Here is an 18,901-nt window from a genome sequence, read left to right on the forward strand (position 1 = left end):
CCAGTTACTTCATCTCCGGCGACGTGTACACACAGGCGAAGTCGATGCCACGAAACGCATAGAAGGCGTCGCGCAGCGTGTCCGTAACGAACACGCCTGAGACCGAGCCCCCTTGTTGACCTGCTGGGCTAGATTCCGGTTGCGGGATAAGAAAGCAGGGAGGAAGATTCTCTGGCGAATCAAAATCGTACTTGCGAACCTCAATGATGTTGTCTCCGGGCGAACGTTGCCGATAGACTGCCTGGGCGCCCAAGGTGACGACGCTCGTTGGATGAAACAGGTACATCGCCCCCAGCGGTTCGACTTGTACTGGCAGCCACTCGGCATGGTCACCACAGATCGGATCGAGCTTTGATTTCGCCTTCTCAGAAAAGAGCAACTCCATCGGAGTCGGTAGTACGTCGCAGACCGCGCCTTCTCCTTCAACCGAAAAGATCAAGTCGGACGGCCACTGACTGAGAACCGACCCTACACATGATTGCGGCGTGTGCATCAGAGTCCGGCCTGCGTTGACAAGCTGACCGTAGTAGTCGGAACGAGCGTTATACTCGGGATGGATACGAAAGACCTTCATGACGGATCTCTTGGCGGGGTTGCGAACCTGGCGGAGAAGAGTCCGTCATGCTATCGCGAGCCAGCAAGACTCGCTACTACGTAAACTCCGCCGAGTCCGCTTCCACCGATCTCCGTAGCGTATGCGGGAAGTCAGGGATCGCGCTGCGAACGCGTGTCCAGGTCGGCATCTCGTGAGCCATTACCGGATTCTCGAAGAACTCTTGTCCGCACTGCGTGATCATGCGGGCAAAGCCTTCGACGGAATGCTCTTCGATATGGCGATCGAACTCCAGGCCGTTGATCACCGCGTCGGCATGGTACTGACGAATGGCATCCTGGGCATCACGCAGGTAGGCCGATTCCAGCGTGTTGAACATCCCCATGCTGAAGACAATGCCGCGGCTCGATAGCGTGCGGTAGATGCTGTGCAAGATGTCGGCGGTCATCTTCATTAGGCCGCGGTTGGCATCGTCCAGCGAGATCGGCTGATGCTTGTGTTCGTACGGGTGTCCCAGGTCGATCTGACAAATACGCTTGGGAGCCGTGTTGCGAAAGACCTCCGCCAGCGTTCCCACTTCCAGGCCCCAATCGCTCGGGATGCGATTGGCACGCACCAGCGTCGATGTCACGGCGAACTCGCCAGAAAGCGGATAGCGGAAGCTATTCAAGAAGATCAGGAAGTCATCGTTCCCCAGCACGCGAATCAGCGAACGCAACAGGGGTGTCACCAGCAAGCGAACCACTCGCCCGTGCATGCGATCGGTGACACGGGCATAGTACGCTTTGCAAAAGTCGAAGTCGAAACCGCGGTGGGCCATTGGCAAGCATAGCCGCATCAGCATGTCGCGGTGGTAGTTCACGATGTCGCAGTCGTGCAGCGCCATTGCTTTGATTTCAGGATCGGCCAGTAGATAACCAAACGCCGTCCAAACGGCGCGTCCCTTTCCGGGGACCGAAACGTTAAAGCCTGCGTCGGTCAGTTGTTGAAACGACGCCTGGCCGCGCGGACCATCGTTCCAGAGTACGCGGCACATGTTACCGAGCTTGGAAGTGAGTCGGCGACACTCGCGGTAGTCCTCGACATCAGGTGCGCGGTTCAGCACCACGACGACTGTCTTAAGGAATTTTGTTCCTTCCAGTTGATCCATAATGGTCGAGAACGCCGGGGCACGCATGTCGCTGGCAGTCACCGGTAGGATCAGCCCCATCGGATATTCGCTAGTAGCATCTTCGAGCGTGCGTTCCAACTGTTCGGAACCAAGCGTTCCGAAATCGTGTAGCGTTGATATGGGGCCAAGTTGAATGAAGTCGGACAAGTTCGTGTCTCCTTGCCGGGGACGATTGACGGGGGAGAGGGACCGCTACGATCTCGCTGCAAGATAGCTACTCGTCAGGCTCGGTGAGCCACACGATTTGATAGGGATCGAGCGTGATACCGTGTGACTCGACCACGTATTGATCGCTGATCAGATCGTAGGTCAACGGCTGTAATTTGGGATTGCTCAATGGCAGACCTTGCAATTTATCGGTCAGGTTTGCCAGAACGAGAATCGTTTGCGAGCGATCGGGCGACGTTCGCTTGAATCCAAAGATCGCTTTATTCCCGGTGTGAAAAACTTCGCTCGGCCCGTCGGGATGAAATGCCGACTGCTCGATGCGTTTGGCGATCAGGTTCTGATAGCCATGGAAGATGCGGTTCTGCAGCGTCTCGTGCTGGCTGATCTGGTTTTCGAGTTCCAGTCGCTCGTACTTGCGGCGATTGATCCGCCGGGGAATGCCGCTTTCTTCGACGCCGCCTAAGTGATTCTGGGTACCGACCAGGCTGTGGAAGTAAATGCCGGGGATTCCCTTCATGGCCAGCATGATGGCCTGCGATGCCAGGAACCGCACGGCATGATGCTCGGGGCCGAAGCCCTCCGGCTCACCCAGAGCATCGACATAGGTAATGTTCAATTCGTACGGCTTCTGCGAACCGTCCGGCATCGTTCGCATACCGACCAGGCCTCCGCGAGCCTGGGTGGCGTGTACCAGCTTGTCGAGTCGCTCCTGCGATACCAGCCCTTCCAGCGGTCGCACGCCGATGCCATCGTGCGAGGCGGTGAAGTTGAAGTAGGTGGTGCCGGTGGGGATATCGTACAGCGACTCCATCCACTGGCTGAGGGTCGATGCGTCTTCGTTCAAGTACGCATCCAGCAGCAGCGGCGGCAGGCTGAACTGATAGACCATGTGCGCTTCGTCGGCCAGGCCAAAGTAGCTGATGTTCTCGGCATGCGGCACATTCGTTTCGGTCAGCAGCAGCACGTGCGGGGCGACCATCTCGGTAACGGTTCGCCACAACTTGACCGCCTCGTGGGTTTCGTTCAGGTGCAAACAACTGGTGCCGATCGTCTTCCACAGAAACGCGATCGCATCCAGACGAACCACCCGAGCCCCATTCTGCACATAAAACAGCAGCACGTCGGTCATCGCCAGCAAGACTTCCGGACTGCCGTAATTCAGGTCGACCTGATCGGCACTGAACGTCGTCCAGACATGCTTCTTACCAGTCGAGGACTCGTAGGGCGACAACAGCGGCAGTGCCCGCGGCCGGACGACCTGACTGAGGTCGGTACTCGGGTCGACATCGATGAAGTACTCATCGTACGGCTTCTCGCCTTGGAGATACTTCTGGAACCACTGGCACTTCTGCGAGCAGTGATTGGCGACCATGTCGAAGGCCAGGTTGAACTCTTCGGCTAGCGAGTGCAGGTCGTCCCAAGTTCCGGAGTTGGGATCGACCTGGTAGTAGTCGACCACCGAGAAACCGTCGTCCGATGTGTATGGGAAGAACGGCAGCAGGTGAACCGTATTGAGCAGGTGCTGATAGCCATGATGGACCAGAAAGTCCTTGAGGATGGCTAGTGGTTTCTTGTCGGGGCCGTAGATCTGGTCGGCGTAGGTGATCAGGACGATGTCGGTTTCGTCCCAGCCGGTTCGCTTGGGCTCGGGGATCTTCGTGGAATACGACTCGATCAACTCAACCAGACGCGGCAGAACATCGGTAGCAGCGGCCTCGCCATACATGCGGGTCAGGTGCTGCTGAAGCGTTTCGTGTTGTTCTGTCGTGCCGATCATGGAACCTCCCTATCCGACGGTCGCGTCTCGGGCAACGAGCGCGACACGTCCTATAAATCATCCATCCCGGTGAAGTTGGTCACCAGGGCTCGCAGTTTGCGTTTAAGTACCGAGTAACTGAAAAAGCGTTTGCCGAGTTCGAAGTTGTGTTCGACCACTTCCTGGCGATACGCTTCGTCTTCCATCAGGTTGCGTACTTGGGTGACGACGTCCTTGGTCAGATACCCATCCATCGTCACCACCTTAAAGCCCTTGGGCTCGATGTCGGTAACAAAGATCGAGTAACGATTCACCAGGACTGGCTTTTTGAAGTAAAACGCTTCGATCAGTGCGTTACCAAATCCTTCGTACAGGCTCGGGTAACTGATGAAGTCGGCTGCGGCGTAACAATCGCCCAGCGTATAGATCTTGCGTCCTTCGCGGTCGGTGCCCCGCACTTCTCCGACACGATCGGCCACGAAACGCAGATCGACGTTTTGACGCTCGGCCATCTCTTGCAGGGCATTCATATATTCATCCCCTTCGTCGCCAGACTCGTGCGTGACCACCAGCTTGTACTTGGGGTTATTAAGCGCATTGACTAGCGAGATCGCGTGCTCGATCCCCTTACGCGGCACCACGCGGGTTGGCTGCAGGATCACGAAGTCATCGTCGGAAAGGCCGATGTCTTCCTTAAAGCTAAGTGGGTAGTCGTCGTTGACCGGTGGGTCTTCGAAGTCGAGCACGTTGGGAACAAGAATCGACGATTGACCTTTGCGGTGCGAAAGGTCTGCCTGGCCTGGCAGGTTGATCGTCACGTGTTGAATCGACGGCAGCGTCGGCGGGAAGGCCATGCTGAGGATGTCGTTGATGCCGTTGACCGAAAAGCGATCGCGTTCCCAGTAAAAGTCGTGATGATGCGCGATCGTGGGGAAACCCGTCTCGGCGATGAACATGGTGATGGCCACGCCCAGAGGAACGTTCATCGGAATGCAGAGCGCATTTTGCACGATCATCACCTCGATGTTGAAGCGACGAGTGAATTCGTACAACGTGTGTTTGAGATACTCGGCCAACGCGAATATCCGCCGCGTAACTTCCGGATCACGAGTCGTCGTGCCGAAGATACGCCGATTAATCCATTGTATGTCGGGATGACCAAAATAAGCATGGGGAACCAGGCTGGTAATATCGGGATCGGTATCCATTTTCCCGCCGTACCAGTAACTGACATGCTTGTAATCCCAAAGGACCTTGGCCCATTTGGCCGCCTCTAACGAGACACCATCGGTCCCAGCGAAGCGTGTTCCTACGAAACCGATGTTGTGCCCTGCGGTATCAGATACGTTCATGTTGGATTATCTCGGAAGGCAAGCCAAAATGTCGGAAAGTCTAGTGAGCGTCACGTCAGGGTGTATTGGCAACATTCGAGCATCGTCCTTCCGTAGTCGAAGACTACGACGATCTCCAGCGAACAGTGCAGTTTTCATGCCAATCTGCGATGCCGGTTGGATGTCGTTTAGCATGTCGTTGCCAACATAGAGAGTATGCCGCGCCTCGATCTGTTGGTCGGCTAAACTTTTCGCAGCGGCCACATAAAGATCAGTCCCTGGCTTGGCGACGCGATGCTCGTACGAGAAAAAACAGTTCTCCGGCTTGAAACCATTTTCCTCAAGCGTTGAATCCAGGAACGTTTCCACGATTTTTGGCGTGAAGTACTGGGCATTACTGATGATTCCCAATGTGTAGTCCTGCTGTTGCAGCGCGCCGATCACCTCGCGCAAGCCGGGCATCGGCCACACCGGATTCACACGCGTCTCGAACTCCAATGCGAACAGTTTCATATCGAAATCGCACGGCAATTCGATCTGCCCGCAACGCAGGGGAGCATCAAAAACTTTTTCCCAAATTTCTTCGATCACGACCTCGGGATAAGAAGTGCCTCTTTTAGTGGCAATTTTGTGATCATCCTGAATCACCTCGTAAAATCGCGCAATCATCTCCTCGGCAGGCACTTTGCTTTGGATGCCGCTTGCCTCCCAGGCCGCTTCCAGGGCATCCCCCTTGGTCATCTCCATTGCGGTCCCCACATCACCGCTGCCGCTCACCAGCAGGGTGCCGTAGATATCGAACAAAACAGCGCGGATCTCAGGTAGCGTCTTCAGTTCTGCAGGCTGGTCGGTCGCGATAGGCTCAAGCAGTTGACTGTTGCGGCTTAAGATTTCCGAAAAAGAATTCATGCATCTTCCAGGCGAACAGGATGAAAGCGAGACAGTTCCACAAATTGTCGTAAGATCCGATGGGCTCCTGCAAACGATGAGACTGGTCCCGGCTGTTGCCTGGCCAGTAGCTCGTAACGTTCTAGCAGCCGCTCTCCCGTTCCTTTAAGTCCGAATCGTGTCAGGACAATTTGGGCGTTGATTTGAATTGTGGAATCGAAGTTGGCGTTCTCTTGCATCAGTGGCCGCATGACCTGGGCGTTCTCTTCTACAATCGCCTCAGCCAGCGCTTTGCTTGCGGCGACCGAGCGCACGACTTCCTGTTGGGCCTGAACAGTCAATAGCGCGAAGTCGATCCATTCGTCACTCAGACGTTCATCGAGTTGCTTCTGAAGATCGCCCGCTTCCATCGTATCCTGCCCGAAGTCGCGAAGTACCTGAGTGAATAACTCAGTCATTCGCTGACGATACGCATCCTCGCAGAAGACTTCTCGCCCCGTGATCGGACAGCGTTTGGGAATGTAGAGACTCGCCGCCAGGCTATCCAGCCGCAGGCCTGCTTCTTTGAAGTCGGCCGAAATCTCCGGCAGATCACGGCCGATCAGCAGCTTGCCTGCCAGCCACGCTTCGAGGAACACGAGCCCAAACCCTTCAGCCACGCTCGTATTGATGATCGCATCGGCTGCCGCCAGATTCTCGGGAAACGAAAGCCCACCATCGCCACCCACATCAAACTTGCAGGGAAGATGCAACTCTGCTGCCAATGATTGCCATGCGGTGTATGGCGCAAGTTCAACCGGATTCACTGGGGCTAGCGTGATGCCGAAGGTCGTCGGCTTGGGGGCCAACGCCGACCAAAGGACCAATTCTCCCACGTTCTTGCGGCGAATGCCACGAACCGGATACAGCACGTACGGTTCGCCCGGTTTCACTTCGAGTTTCTCCTCGAGCGTGTGCCGCGCATCGGCTCGGTGTGGTAGCGAAGGAAACGGCTGTACCGGGTTAGGTAGCCAGTGCAGCTTTTCGCAGGCGAAACCAGCCTTTTCCAGAATCCCGCGGTCGCGCGAGTTCAGCACGGCGTAATGAACGTGAGGGGCCTGAAAGTAAACCTCGGCCATGCCGGTTCCACTTTCGCCGTAATACTCGACCTGACGGCGATAGTTATCCGGCCGAAAGTCTTCGGCGAAATCGTGCAGCTGCAATAGCATCCGGTAGCCACCCTCGGCCAACCGGGTCAATGCATTGGGCCATGCGACATTCTTGCCCAGAGTGTGATTGTGTACGTGTAAAAGCGTCTCCGCAGGCAATAGCCCCAACTGCTGAAGCTTTTCAGAAGTTGCCCGGTAGGGGGCTTCTTCCCCGACAGCAGTGACCGTGTCGTAGTCGATACTGGGAAGTGCGACGAGCTCGATTCCTTCCAGTGCCGGCTCCATCGCGTCAGGCCAGCCGGTTGCTCGTCCTCCGTACAAGATGACGATTCGATCGAAGATCTCTTTGCCCCCAGCTTCGTGCAGCGCTCGCAGGTGATTGAGGATCACCTGGGTCACGCCGCCGCGATTGAGGTGATGGTGCACGATTACCAGGTTCATCGAGATCCTTCCAGGTTTCCAGCCAGCCAACAAAACTCTTGCGGTGCATTCTCCCCTGCCCCGTCGACTGTTAAGCTAGACATGGAAGCAATGAGAATCAAGTCGACCCCCCTGCCCTCTGTACGGAGGAATCTTATCTTCATGAGCGATGACGTCGAAAGTTTGCTGGCATCACTTTCTAGCGGCAAACGCGATGCGGCCGATAAACTGCTGCCGATTCTCTACCAGGAATTGAAGGGAATCGCCAATCAGCACATGCGCAACGAACGCGCCGATCACACGCTGCAGGCCACGGCCTTGGTGCATGAAGCGTTCTTGAAACTCGTTGATCAGAATCGTGTCGAGTGGAAAGGAAAAGCGCACTTCTGTGCCGTCGCTTCGAATATCATGCGGCGCATCCTTGTCGATCATGCCCGCACCAAGAACGCGGCTAAGCGGGGCAAAGGAGCCCAGCGGATCACCCTGGAAGAAGGTCTCGTTGCCGGAGACCCCCAGAACAACGTCGACCTGGTTGAGCTCGACGAACTGCTTACCGAACTGGCCGAGCTGAACCCACGCCACGCCAAGATCATCGAGATGCGCTACTTCGCCGGAATGACCGTCGAAGAAACCGCTGCAGCCCTGGACGTTTCCGTATCGACCGTCAAAGGAGATTGGCGCATGGCCAAAGCCTGGCTCACTGCCCGGTTGGATGACGGATCCCAAACAGACAATTCCTAGCCGTTGGGCCCACGTGTCGCGGGGCGGATACTTGGTGCCCGCTTCAAGACCCGCGCTCGCCCAGGGCCCGACATTCCAACAACATCCCATGACACCGGACGATTACCAGCGACTGTGCAAGGCTTTCGAGAAGGCAATTCAATTGCCGCTCGACCAGCGCGATACATGGCTGTCGGAAGCCTTCGCCGATCGTGCCGACCTGGGCGAAGAAGTCCGCCGCATGCTGGCCAACGACGAGAACTCGGCGCTGGACAATTCTCCTCTGCACGAACACCTGGCCGTTGATAATCTCACCCCGGCCACTGTCGACCTCGATCCCGAGAAAACGGTCCATAGCTCGCGAAGAGCTGACCGAGTCGAATCGGTCCCAGGCTACGAACTGATCGACGAGTTGGGCCGTGGCGGCATGGGGGTCGTCTTCAAGGCGCGGCAGTTGTCGCCGGATCGCGTCGTGGCGGTGAAGATGATCCTTTCCGGCCAGTTCGCCTCGGCTCAGGAGATCCAACGCTTTCGCGCCGAAGCGGAAGCCGCTGCGAATCTATCGCACGCCGGGATCGTCCCCATCTACGAAGTAGGGCACCATCAAGGGCGGCACTTCTTCTCGATGGGGTACGTCGAAGGACGCAGCCTGGCCGATGTGATTCGCCAAGGGGGACTCACGCCTGAGCAGATCGCCGAACTGGTTCTCGAGATCGCCCAGGCCATGGCCCACGCGCACTCGATGGGGATCGTGCATCGCGACTTGAAGCCGTCGAACATCTTGATCGATGCCGATGGCCATCCGCGCGTCACCGACTTCGGCCTGGCCAAGCGGATGGATGGCAATTCCGAGATGACTTACTCCGGGCAGATCCTTGGTTCCCCGGGCTACATGGCCCCCGAGCAGGCCGCCGGTAAAAACCATCAAATCGATCAGGCCACCGACATTTATGGCCTCGGTGCGATCCTGTACGCCCTGCTGACCGGCAAGCCGCCATTCGCCGCGACCAACATTCTGGAAGCGATCGATCAGATATGCACGGTGAATCCGGTCTCGCCGCGCAAGCTTAACTGGAGCGTTCCGCGTCCGCTGGAAACGATTTGTCTGAAGTGCATGCACAAGACCCCTGCGGCGCGGTATCGCAGCATGAAGGAGCTTGCTGCCGACCTGCAGTCGTACCTGCAGCACGAGCCGATCCGGGCCAAGCCGCTGGGCATGGGCGAGCGGATCATCTACTGGGCGCGGCGCAAGCCTGGCCTAGCCAGTACGCTGGCGTGCGTGCTGCTGTTCTTCATCTATCACGTGATTAGTTCGTACATCCTGCACGAACCGGTCTCGGCCCGCCCCTGGTTTCGCGTGGCGTCGGTGTTGTTCGCGATCGCCTTTTCGGTGGCGGCCTGGTTCTTTCAGCGAATGTACGAAAAGCCCAGCACGCGCAACGCAGCCATCTATGCCTGGATGACGTGGAACTTTGTGCTGCTCACCGGGCTGTTGTTCCTGGTGCATGGCGCTGCGAGTCCGTTGAGTTTGATCTACCTGCTGCTGGTCGCGGCCAGCGCCACCCTCTACGAGAAAGGGCTGGTCGGCTACACGATGACCTTGGCCGCCGCTGGCTACCTGACCCATGTGATTGTCGGAGCAACCCTTCGCCCAGTCGGCTACGTCGATTTCTTCGACGCCACGGTGATGATGATGTCGATCCTCATCCTGGGCATGATCCAATACTTCGTCGTCCGTCGCATCCGCCGCACTATGGATGAGGAGTAACGAAGTTCTTGTGCCGTGCCTAGCGAATCGGTCGCCCGTTAATCAACACATTGTTACGATCGCGTTCGTCAATCTCTCGTGCGCCTGGTAACGCACCTAAATCGGCCTGTTGAAATTTGTTAGGGTTCACGGCCTTGAGCGACTCAAACTCGGTTAAGGTCCAAGTGTAAGTCGCGCTTTGGGCTGCGTACGTGTTCGTCACTGATTCCAGCATTGTCCCCGCATTGGGCCATTGCTTCCACGTGGCGTTGATTTCGTGAACCAGCTTGTCTTTGTAATATATCTTGTTGGAAATAGGGCGATTGCCGATGCGGGAATTTAATTGAATCTCACACCGCGCATTCTTATTGGGGTGCCATGTACCGTGAAGGATACCGTTGTTGTCTTTGGTGAAGGTCATCGAATCGACACCTTCGCGGGTAGGATTGAAGGGAAGTTTCAAGAGCATCTGCGGGTGATACCACACGGTGAAGTGTGTTTCATGCAACATCTCAGTGTCAAACTCGTGCCGTCGGATTCGCGTTTCGCAGCCGATCGGTTTGAAGCGGTCGCTGAAGGAGGTGACATACAGAGAGCCATTTTCCAGCAACAACGTGCGGACATCTTCGAAGCGAGCATAGGGAAAGGTCGACCGTTCGAAGTCGCAGAGGCTGTTATTGCGGAGCGTATCCCCCACAACCCAAGATTCAAAAGTTGTGAACATCTGCTTATCGGCAAGCCCATCCTTGCCGGTAATTTCAAACCGCCCCTTCAGCCGAGATTGCCAGAGGGTGTCTTCATCGGTTTTGAATGAGGCCTTCGCTACTGCCAGAATCTCGGCCGTGTCGAGTTTCTTTTCCGCTACGGCACCGCGGTGGGTAGCGATAAGGCAGACCAGCGATAAGAACAAAACTGCCGACTGTTGGAAATGTTTCTGATGCACGATTTCCTGCCTGAAGGTGACGAGGTTGCATGGATCCGGCTCGAGTGCATTATGCCAGGGAATTACACGATCGACAACGAAAATGAACCAGGCCGCGCCCAGCGAAATAGTTTCCAAAAAAATTGGCCCCATGAACTGTACATGAGTGCATGCATTTGGTGTAAGCAGTACTCGCCGGGGAGTCTTCCCTAGGACGACACATTGTCGTGGCCTACCAGTCGCTTCTCAGTCCCTTCGGAGCTTGCGTAGTATTCGTCCTTCGGCTTATCGAGCATCACCATGTCCTCCACCAGCACACCACAACATGATCCGCTGATCATCGTGCGAACGGAGAAGCATTTTCTGTGCTTGGCGTGTGGAACGCTCGCGGAAATCCCGGTCGAGGTCGTCGTGCAACTGAGCTACGCGGCTTTGCCAATGCGTCAGGAAGAGATGGCCAACGAATCAACCAAAACGCAAACGGCTGTCTCGCATTCAGCCGCGTCTACGAAAGCAGCGACGGTCACCCATACGCGTTCCTCTTCCGGCACCACGCACCAACGCCTCGCCAGCCTCAGTCGCTCGCCACAGCCTCAGCGCAAAACGTTTGTCGGGAGACAGGTCGATTCCATCATCCGGCAAGTCGCTAGACCACGCGTTCTCGTGGGTAACCTTCCACCTGATGATCATCGACCGACAAGGGAGCGAGATCGCCTCAAGAAGCCTGTCTAAGAAACAAAGCGTGCTCTGCCAACAGCAATGCGTGTAGTGCGAAACAGACGCACGCCCAGGCAGATTTGGGCGTGGCCCCCGAGAGCCATTTGCCCAGTGCGAGCCAAGCTCAAGAACGCGGCCCGCCTGATTAACAAAACTTGTCCCCTCTCCCCTGCAGACGGTGGAGAGAGGACCGGACGTGGGAAGCTTTGGCTAAACAGAGTGCTAGCCGACTAGCTGCCACCGACAACGGTGTACTGAGCGGTCGAACCACTAGGCTTGGTGACCACCACGCGGAAGGTATCGCCGGTGAACTTGCGGCGGTCCAGGCGGAAGGTGATCTTGTGTCGCCCTGGCAGGACGGTCGCGCTGATCGGTTCGTTGCCGGGGAACTCGTCGTCGATGATCCACACCGTGACTCCTTCCTTCTGGTTCAGCTCGACACCTATGTCACCCCCATCGACCACTTCAATCTCGGCTTGCAGAAAGAGCACGGGACTTTCGATCTCGCTCAGGTCGGACAGTGGCAGGTCGCCGTTGACCTTGCCATAAACGGGCAGCCACGCGTCGGCATCGAGGCCGAGGATCTGCGATTCGAATTCACCGGTCGAAGGTTTCGCTTCCCCTTGCAGCGCTTCGGGCACTTCCTTCAGCACGCGCCACCGCTGCACGGTTGGCACGCTGCGAATCCCGTAAGGACCTGGCTTGCCGAGCTCGCCGACGTAGGCCACCAGGTCAAGGAACTCCTCTTCGGTCAGGAAGTTGGCCAGGCCTTTGGGCATGAGCGAGCCCCCTTCCTTTTCCAGGTCGATGTCGTCGGCGGGGATGATGATCTCGTGGCCGTTGGCATCTTTCAGGATCGTGCGGTCGTCGTTTTCGTCGGCGACAATGCCTTGGTGCATCTTGCCGTCGAAGTCGACAATCGTCTTCATGATGTACGCTTCCTTGACGGCCATCTCGGGGAAGAGGATCGAGTTGATCACGTAGTCGACCGGGCTCGTCGCACCGACAGGGCTCAGGTCGGGACCGATCTGCCCGCCAGCACCACTGATGGCGTGACACTTCAAGCAGCTCAGTTCCTTGCGGCGGAAGATCACTTCCCCGCGTGCCGGATCTCCCTTTTTCAGAACCTGGGCGACAAGCGATTGCAGTTGCTCTTCGGTCAGCGGATCAGGGTTGTTGTCGATGCCAGCGGCAGCGCTGAGCACGTTCACCAGCGAAGCATCGGAGCGCCCGACCGAGTACATCTGACGCAGGCACATCTTGGCCACGTCGCCGTCGAGCTTCTTGCCGTTGAGCGCGGCGGCCAGGGCATCGGGGCCTTTGGTATCGGCCAGGAAAGCATCGATCATCGCGGCCGGATCGGTCGACGTATCAGCGCCCGTCAGGACCTTCGCCGCGGCCTCGGCGGCCTTTTGGATGTCGATATTGGTCAGCGCCGAAACGCCCAGGTAGCGGATCGAAAGGGGCTGATCGTCACTGGTCAGCTTGGCCACGGTCTCGGCCGTTTTGCCGCTGCCGGTGGCAATCAACGAATCGATCGCCAAGCGGCGAAGTTTCAATGGTTGTTCGTTATCGAGAGCCAACCCGGCGAGCGTATCGGCTGTGGCTTCCACTTTCCATAAACCGGCCAGTTGGATGCCCAAGGTCTTCAAGGCCGGGTCGTTGCTGGCAATCAAGGCGCTGATCGCCGAGAGATCGCCGGTGGGAACTAGGTTACGGCTTTCGCTGGCTTTCTTCAAAGCTTGCAGCGATTCCAGCTTCAGCGCCGGGCTGAAGCCGTCGCTCTTGGTGGCTTCCTGAAAGAGGATTCCCAGGTTCTCGGCATTGCCTCGTTCGGCAATCATGCCGATGACCGTTCCGAGGCGGGACTCTGGCAGCTTGCCGCTTTGCAGCAAGCGAACCATGGCATCGGTCGCACCCTGGGCACGCGCGGTTTGCGGAGTCGCCAGCAGCACGCAGGCCAGCAGCATACAACCAACGAGGGTAAAGCGATTGAGCATCGTAATCAGTTCCGGAATTTAGGCAGGCGGAGTATCAAAAAAAGAGTCATCCCCAAGTCGAGGATGACTCTTCCTTAGTCATCTATTGTAATCCAAAGATTTAGCCTTGCTTGGCACGCTTTTCGAGCGTTGCCAACGTTTCCTTCAGCGTGTATTCCAGGTAGTAGTCCTGGTCGTGAAGAAGGGATTGCAAAGCGATCTCCTGGGCACGTTCCACATCCTTGCCATCGAAGAAGCTCAGCGCTCGGATGGCTTCCAGACGGACGCGTGGGTTTTCGTCGTTGACCTGTGTTTCCAGCAGGTCGAGCGAGCCAGGCACGCGATCGCGCCAGTAGCACAGCACGCGGGTCGCTGCCGCACGAGCACGGAAGTCGCTATCGGTTAGCATTCGCTTGAGCAGGTCGGCATCGACCAGGTCCAGGTTCTGCTTCACCCACAGGGCTTCCAAGAGGTGATGGTTGTACATCGGATCGTTCTTGTCGAGACCTGCCATCCACGTTTCGATCGCGGCCGAAACTTCGGTACCGTCGTGGTTGCGAAGTTCGCGGCGAACGCGGTAACGCGTGCGGTACTCAGGCTCTTTCAATAGATCCAACAGCTCGGCAATCGAGGCACCGTCGATCTTCGGAGCTTTCACCAGGTCGTTACCGGTGTAGCGAATACGCCAGATACGGCCGTGGTGCTTGTCACGCTTGGGGTCACGTAGCGAGTGCTGCATGTGGCCAACCAGCGGGTTGTACCAGTCGACAATGTACAGCGCCCCATCCGGACCAAACTGAATATCAACCGGGCGGAAGCTGGTGTCCTTCGAGACCAGCAGCGGGTCGACGGGGTCGGCATGGAAACCGCTACCTTCGTCTTTGACCTTGTACTGCAGAATCCCTTGGAAACCGATACAGTTGTTCAACAGGTAGTTGCCTTGGGCCGACTCGGGGAAGTTGCGGCTGGAAACGATTTCGCAGCCAGCGGTAGGACGCCACTGCTTGGTGAGGAACTGCTTCATCGAGCCGTGCTTCTGTGGGTACACCACGTCGCCGCTGAAAGCCGCGCCGAAGTAGTTCGCACCACCGGAAGCATCCGCTACGTAGTTTTGTCCCCAGTCGTCAAACGTGTGACCCCATGGGTTGGCAAAGCCGTACGAGACGAAGATGTCGAGCTTGTCGGTCTTCGGTTCGAAGCGGAAGATGCCAGCGTTGGCAACACGCTCAGGACCGTAAGGCGTTTCGACCTGCGAGTGATGGAACGTTCCTTCCTGGAAGTACAATGCACCGCCAGGTCCCCAGGTGAACGCACTGATCGAGTGGTGCGAGTCAGCCGAGTCGAAGCCGTGCAGAATCAGGGTTCGTTCGTCGGCCTTATCGTCGCCGTCAGTATCCTTCAGGAACATCAGGTTCGGCTGTTGAGCGACATATGCCCCACCATCACCAATTTCGATACCGGTTGGCACGTGCAGGCCATCGGCGAAGACGGTCTGCTTGTCGGCCTTGCCGTCGCCGTCCGAGTCTTCCAGGATCAGCACTTTGTCGTCTGGTGGTGTGCCTGGCAGGTACATCGGGTAGCTTTCCATGGTGGTCACCCACAGGCGTCCCTTGGCGTCGAAGGCCAATTGAACGGGGTTTTCCAGGTCCGGAAATTCGACTTCCGAAGCGAACAGGTTGATCTCGTAACCTTCGGGGAGCGAGAAAGTCTTCGCTTCCGCTTCGGGGTTGAAGATATCGACCGGGCGATTCACGTTTGTTTCGATCGCGGTGAAGTCGCCGGTGTTGCTGTCGTCAATCAGTTCGGGAACGCTTTCGCCGTTGGCGACCTTCCAGATGCGTTGATCGCGATTTTCGATCATTTTACGCAGCTTGGCGAATTCCGCCGGGAAGTTGACCACACCAAAGGGATTCTTACGGCCACCATAAATGTAGAAGCCGTTGACCGCGCGGTGATCGTAGAAGAACTGCAGGTCCTTCTCTTTCACTTCGGGGTACAGCTTGGCCAGGTCGGTCTTGTACTTTGGAGCGGCACCGAACAGGCCTTCGTCCAGAACCTTACCGAAGACCTGGTACCCCTCGTCGTTCAGGTGAATGCCGTTGATGGTCAGGTCGCTTTCACCAGCCATTGGTTCGAGCATCGGAGCGAAGACGTCGACGTAAACCACGTCATGCTTGTCGGCCAGCTTGTGCATGGCCTCGGCGTACATGGCGATGTTTTCGTTGTTCTTTTCGCCGGTGGGCAAGAATCGCGAGTGCAGGTCTTCGTGCGGAATCGGCGAGACAAGTACCAGCGTCGGCGACTTGCCGTCGTACTTGCTGTTCTTGGTGTCGGTGATGAACTTCTCCAGGTCCTGTTCGAACTTGGCGAGTCCCTTTTCACCGGCGAACGATTCGTTGAAGCCAAAGAAAGCCATGATCACATCAGGCTTGTGATCTTCCAGACGCGTGCCGTGATCGTAGAAGTCTTTGCTGCGGGGACGCAGGGTCAGTTCGTCGGCCGACCAGCCCAGGTCGCGTACGACCAGGTTCAACTCGGGGAAGCGGGCCTGAAGGCGTGTCTCGAAGTGCGGGAAGTATTGCATCCGCTCGGCAAGCGTGTTGCCGATGTAGACAATCTTATCCCCCTTCTTCAGTTCAAGTTGCGCGGCATCGGCCGAAGCGATCAGCGAAACGCACAGACCCAGCAGCAAGGCTGCCATACTCATTGGTCGAATCATGGTGTTCCTGTGTTCGAAAAGTTATCGAGGCAAACGTGTGATGGGCGTGGGGTTAGTGCGTCTCCCCATGGCAAACGGGATCGAGCACACTTCCAGCGAAGCGAGGTAGGATGTTCGAGATTCCCTTAAGCCCCTTGAGGGGCAAGCAGTGGCTAAACGAACCTACGAATTATAAACGGTAGCGCCGCCGGGTTGAAAGCTTCGGCGGCAATTTCCGCTTGGGTCGTTTCCGACAAATTGGGATGAATCAGACAAGAGTGTAAAAATAATCAACGTTAACTCTAAAATTCTACAAGCTAGGGGAAAGGGGGATAGAGGGTTTCCATAGGCTTGATTTTAAGAATGAATTTCAGAAATCTCTAGTTATTCCGCATGCTAACGAATCGTGCCATTTTGACTGGCAAAAGCAGGTCGAGTGCCATGCACGCGCAGGATCCGCAGCACTTCGCAAACGGTGCCTGCGTTGCGGTTAAGGTGGGTGTGTAGCGAGTTGACCATGATCTCGGTTTGTACGCCAGGGAGCCGAGCACTGGATACCGGCACCACGCTGTCGCTTTGGCCATCGTGAGGGGACCACCAGCCGCTGCCCAGGATGGTGTGCGTGGGAATATCGGGCTGGATCGGCAAGCGATAGATGCCGGTCAGCAGCAGGCTCTTCGGGCTAATCAGGTCCAGGCTGATCGGTACGCGGTGACGGAATTCCTTGCGAAACGCGGCCGGATTGTCTTCGATCAACTGCTTATGGGCATCCTTCAAGCAAGGATCTTCGTGGACGAACGTCGATGAAACGTGCCCTGTCTTGGCCGACAGGTGCGTCGTCCCTTGGTGCGGTGTGCCGATGAAAATAACACGACCAACATTGGGCGAATGAGTGAAGTAAAACTGATCTCGCAAATAATGCTGCATCTGCGGAGGTGCATCGAGCGAGCTCAGCGGTTGAAAGGCGACGTGTTCCCACAATGTGTTGCCGCTATCGGTCACTTGCAACTTGGCGATCAGGCCCCCCATGCTATGACCGACGAGCACGATGTTGCGAAGATCTCGATCGAACCCGCTCGGGTCCATTTCGGTGATAATTTGATTGAGTTGATCCCTTAGCACGGCGGCCGATTCCATGAATGGAGCGCCGGTAGGATAGTGAAATGCCCACGCTTCGTAGCGCGCTGCCAGGTCGGGGTTGCTATCGATCTCGTTGGCGATGCCTGCCCACGTGTAGGGAGCGGAAAGCAGGCCGTGCACGAAGATGACCGGGATCTTTCCTTTGCGATGCGGTTCGAGAATGAACAGCCCTTGGTTGGTCATGTCCTTGTAAGGATGCATGGCCTTCAGCTTCGAATCGCCACGTGTTTCGCTGAGCAGATATGCGTAAGGAGCCGTTGTATCTTTGGCCAGCGGAACCTGGCGGCAATTGAATTCCACATCGCCGGAGGTGCGTGGGTCGTACAGTTCAAGCTTGGCAACGACCTGCTCGACATGCGTGCCGCTGGGGATCGCGGCTTCAACGGTCGCGTCGTACAGATTCATTTCCGCTTCGGGCCGCAAGATACCCGTGACGGCGAACGGGACTTCCTCTGGGTACCACTTATCGGCAGGCTTGCGCTCGCGGATGCAAACCATCGGAACGCCCAGCCCTGGCGAGCGATGCTTGGTGAGTAAGAATTTTGATTGATAATCACCGACGATATGCCAGCGATCGAAATCGTCGGCGGTTCGCTGGAAGTTGACGTACTCGAACTGCACGATCTTGTAGCCGCCGTTGACGGGCAGCTTGATGCCGCACTGCTTGTCGATGTAGCCAGACTTATCAGCGATGAACATCAAGCGGGCGATCGACGAATGATAAACCTGCCAGGCGCGCTCGGTCCCTTTGGTGGTTTTGGGTTGCGGGGGGACGGTTTGCATGTAGCGATAGGCGGCGATGGCCGCATCGAGATACATGTTCATCGCCGACTCGTCGAGTTGCTTATCAGCATCGACGGCCATCGCGTAGTACGACTCGGCCTGACGCAGTTGAATGTCAGCCGATTCCGTTTCGGGGATCGCTTGTTCGACGAAGCCTGGCATCCCCTGTATGCCTTGCAGTTCCGGCATGTACAGCACTTCCCCTTCCCCAAGTTCGCTTTGAAAGAACTCGGGGCCGAGGTTCATGGGCTCGTTAATGATCTTCGTGCCGATTCCTTCGGGAGCAATCGCGCGGGCACGGGGCGTTTCAATGCGTTCTCCACCGTGGTTCAAAAGATTGGGCATATTCGACGATCGATGCAGTGGACGACCGACGACCGCTTCCCCCAGGTTGGTCGAAACTTCTTCGTAGGCTTCAGGGGCTTCGATATCTTCTTCGAAGGCGCATAGCTGAACAAATTGGTTCGCGACCTTGGGGGCTAGTTCCACCAATTCAGGCGACGAGAGATCAGGCGAGTCGATCGCGGTGACGTCGCACGGGTGCCACCAGATGCCGAACGGATATTGCGACTTGGGGTTGGCTTCCGGACAAGGGGCTACCATTTGAGGATCGCGCCAGCGACCCTTGCGGGAGAGCGCGCAGCCGGATGCGAACTGAATCAATAAGATCGCAGCGCAAAGAGCGGCAAATGTCGGCTTCCAGCGGACCACGAGATTCGCTTCCTGCATCGTTGGGTGGGGGAGTGCGCCATGGCATGTC

13 protein-coding genes are annotated in these 18,901 nt (G+C 56.9%); 3 read left to right on the plus strand and 10 right to left on the minus strand.

Going from position 1 to position 18,901, the window contains the following annotated elements; translation table 11 throughout:
• Positions 1 to 4: 4 nt before the first annotated feature.
• The 6 genes from C5Y96_RS14100 to C5Y96_RS14125 all read right to left on the minus strand — a co-directional run bounded on the left by C5Y96_RS14100 (position 5) and on the right by C5Y96_RS14125 (position 7,456).
• Entirely contained in the window at positions 5 to 574 is a 570-nt protein-coding gene (locus tag C5Y96_RS14100) for a hypothetical protein (RefSeq protein WP_105354449.1), read from the minus strand.
• 76 nt (positions 575 to 650) lie between these two features.
• Complete coding sequence (locus tag C5Y96_RS14105) at positions 651 to 1,871, minus strand: glycosyl transferase (protein WP_105354451.1); 1,221 nt, start codon at positions 1,869 to 1,871, stop codon at positions 651 to 653.
• Between the two features lie 67 nt (positions 1,872 to 1,938).
• On the minus strand, positions 1,939 to 3,669 hold the full coding sequence (locus C5Y96_RS14110) for an alpha-amylase family glycosyl hydrolase (protein ID WP_105354453.1): 1,731 nt from the start codon (positions 3,667 to 3,669) through the stop codon (positions 1,939 to 1,941).
• A 50-nt stretch (positions 3,670 to 3,719) separates the two neighbouring features.
• On the minus strand, positions 3,720 to 5,000 hold the full coding sequence (locus C5Y96_RS14115; RefSeq protein WP_105354455.1) for a glycosyltransferase family 4 protein: 1,281 nt from the start codon (positions 4,998 to 5,000) through the stop codon (positions 3,720 to 3,722).
• Between the two features lie 6 nt (positions 5,001 to 5,006).
• A complete protein-coding gene (locus tag C5Y96_RS14120; protein WP_158261233.1) occupies positions 5,007 to 5,783 on the minus strand; it encodes an HAD family hydrolase in 777 nt (258 codons plus the stop codon).
• A gap of 101 nt (positions 5,784 to 5,884) precedes the next feature.
• Positions 5,885 to 7,456, minus strand: coding sequence for a hypothetical protein (locus tag C5Y96_RS14125; RefSeq protein ID WP_105354460.1), 1,572 nt, complete (start codon positions 7,454 to 7,456; stop codon positions 5,885 to 5,887).
• A gap of 141 nt (positions 7,457 to 7,597) precedes the next feature.
• Here C5Y96_RS14125 and C5Y96_RS14130 point away from each other — a divergent pair, with 141 nt between their 5' ends.
• Together C5Y96_RS14130 and C5Y96_RS14135 are read left to right on the plus strand one after the other, a co-directional pair.
• The gene (locus C5Y96_RS14130) at positions 7,598 to 8,176 is read left to right on the plus strand and encodes a sigma-70 family RNA polymerase sigma factor (RefSeq protein ID WP_233198965.1); all 579 of its coding nucleotides are present in this window, start codon (positions 7,598 to 7,600) and stop codon (positions 8,174 to 8,176) included.
• Positions 8,177 to 8,264: 88 nt separating this feature from the next.
• Positions 8,265 to 9,923, plus strand: a complete 1,659-nt coding sequence (locus C5Y96_RS14135; RefSeq protein ID WP_158261234.1) for a serine/threonine-protein kinase — start codon at positions 8,265 to 8,267, stop codon at positions 9,921 to 9,923.
• 19 nt (positions 9,924 to 9,942) lie between these two features.
• On the opposite strand, the gene C5Y96_RS14140 is transcribed toward C5Y96_RS14135, so the two are convergent.
• On the minus strand, positions 9,943 to 10,845 hold the full coding sequence (locus C5Y96_RS14140; RefSeq protein ID WP_146115661.1) for a hypothetical protein: 903 nt from the start codon (positions 10,843 to 10,845) through the stop codon (positions 9,943 to 9,945).
• Between the two features lie 279 nt (positions 10,846 to 11,124).
• Between C5Y96_RS14140 and C5Y96_RS14145 the strand changes: the two genes are divergently transcribed.
• Complete coding sequence (locus C5Y96_RS14145) at positions 11,125 to 11,556, plus strand: hypothetical protein (protein WP_105354468.1); 432 nt, start codon at positions 11,125 to 11,127, stop codon at positions 11,554 to 11,556.
• A 215-nt stretch (positions 11,557 to 11,771) separates the two neighbouring features.
• On the opposite strand, the gene C5Y96_RS14150 is transcribed toward C5Y96_RS14145, so the two are convergent.
• The 3 genes from C5Y96_RS14150 to C5Y96_RS14160 all read right to left on the minus strand — a co-directional run bounded on the left by C5Y96_RS14150 (position 11,772) and on the right by C5Y96_RS14160 (position 18,852).
• The gene (locus C5Y96_RS14150; protein ID WP_105354471.1) at positions 11,772 to 13,541 is read right to left on the minus strand and encodes a c-type cytochrome; all 1,770 of its coding nucleotides are present in this window, start codon (positions 13,539 to 13,541) and stop codon (positions 11,772 to 11,774) included.
• A 100-nt stretch (positions 13,542 to 13,641) separates the two neighbouring features.
• Positions 13,642 to 16,239: a PVC-type heme-binding CxxCH protein gene (locus C5Y96_RS14155; protein WP_199188705.1), complete on the minus strand. Its 2,598-nt coding sequence runs from the start codon at positions 16,237 to 16,239 to the stop codon at positions 13,642 to 13,644.
• 375 nt (positions 16,240 to 16,614) lie between these two features.
• Complete coding sequence (locus C5Y96_RS14160) at positions 16,615 to 18,852, minus strand: esterase/lipase family protein (RefSeq protein WP_158261235.1); 2,238 nt, start codon at positions 18,850 to 18,852, stop codon at positions 16,615 to 16,617.
• Between the last annotated feature and the right edge of the window lie 49 nt (positions 18,853 to 18,901).

The organism is Blastopirellula marina, assembly GCF_002967715.1.
In the GTDB taxonomy this organism is placed as follows: Bacteria; Planctomycetota; Planctomycetia; order Pirellulales; family Pirellulaceae; genus Bremerella; species Bremerella marina_B.

Bases quoted from the DNA above. Each gene is read 5' to 3' on its own strand.
- C5Y96_RS14115 (WP_105354455.1), bottom strand. From the start codon at position 5,000: ATGAACGTATCTGATACCGCAGGGCACAACATCGGTTTCGTAGGAACA.
- C5Y96_RS14135 (WP_158261234.1), top strand. From the start codon at position 8,265: ATGACACCGGACGATTACCAGCGACTGTGCAAGGCTTTCGAGAAGGCA.
- C5Y96_RS14145 (WP_105354468.1), top strand. From the start codon at position 11,125: ATGTCCTCCACCAGCACACCACAACATGATCCGCTGATCATCGTGCGA.
- C5Y96_RS14110 (WP_105354453.1), bottom strand. From the start codon at position 3,669: ATGATCGGCACGACAGAACAACACGAAACGCTTCAGCAGCACCTGACC.
- C5Y96_RS14150 (WP_105354471.1), bottom strand. From the start codon at position 13,541: ATGCTCAATCGCTTTACCCTCGTTGGTTGTATGCTGCTGGCCTGCGTG.
- C5Y96_RS14130 (WP_233198965.1), top strand. From the start codon at position 7,598: ATGAGCGATGACGTCGAAAGTTTGCTGGCATCACTTTCTAGCGGCAAA.
- C5Y96_RS14100 (WP_105354449.1), bottom strand. From the start codon at position 574: ATGAAGGTCTTTCGTATCCATCCCGAGTATAACGCTCGTTCCGACTAC.
- C5Y96_RS14155 (WP_199188705.1), bottom strand. From the start codon at position 16,239: ATGATTCGACCAATGAGTATGGCAGCCTTGCTGCTGGGTCTGTGCGTT.
- C5Y96_RS14125 (WP_105354460.1), bottom strand. From the start codon at position 7,456: ATGAACCTGGTAATCGTGCACCATCACCTCAATCGCGGCGGCGTGACC.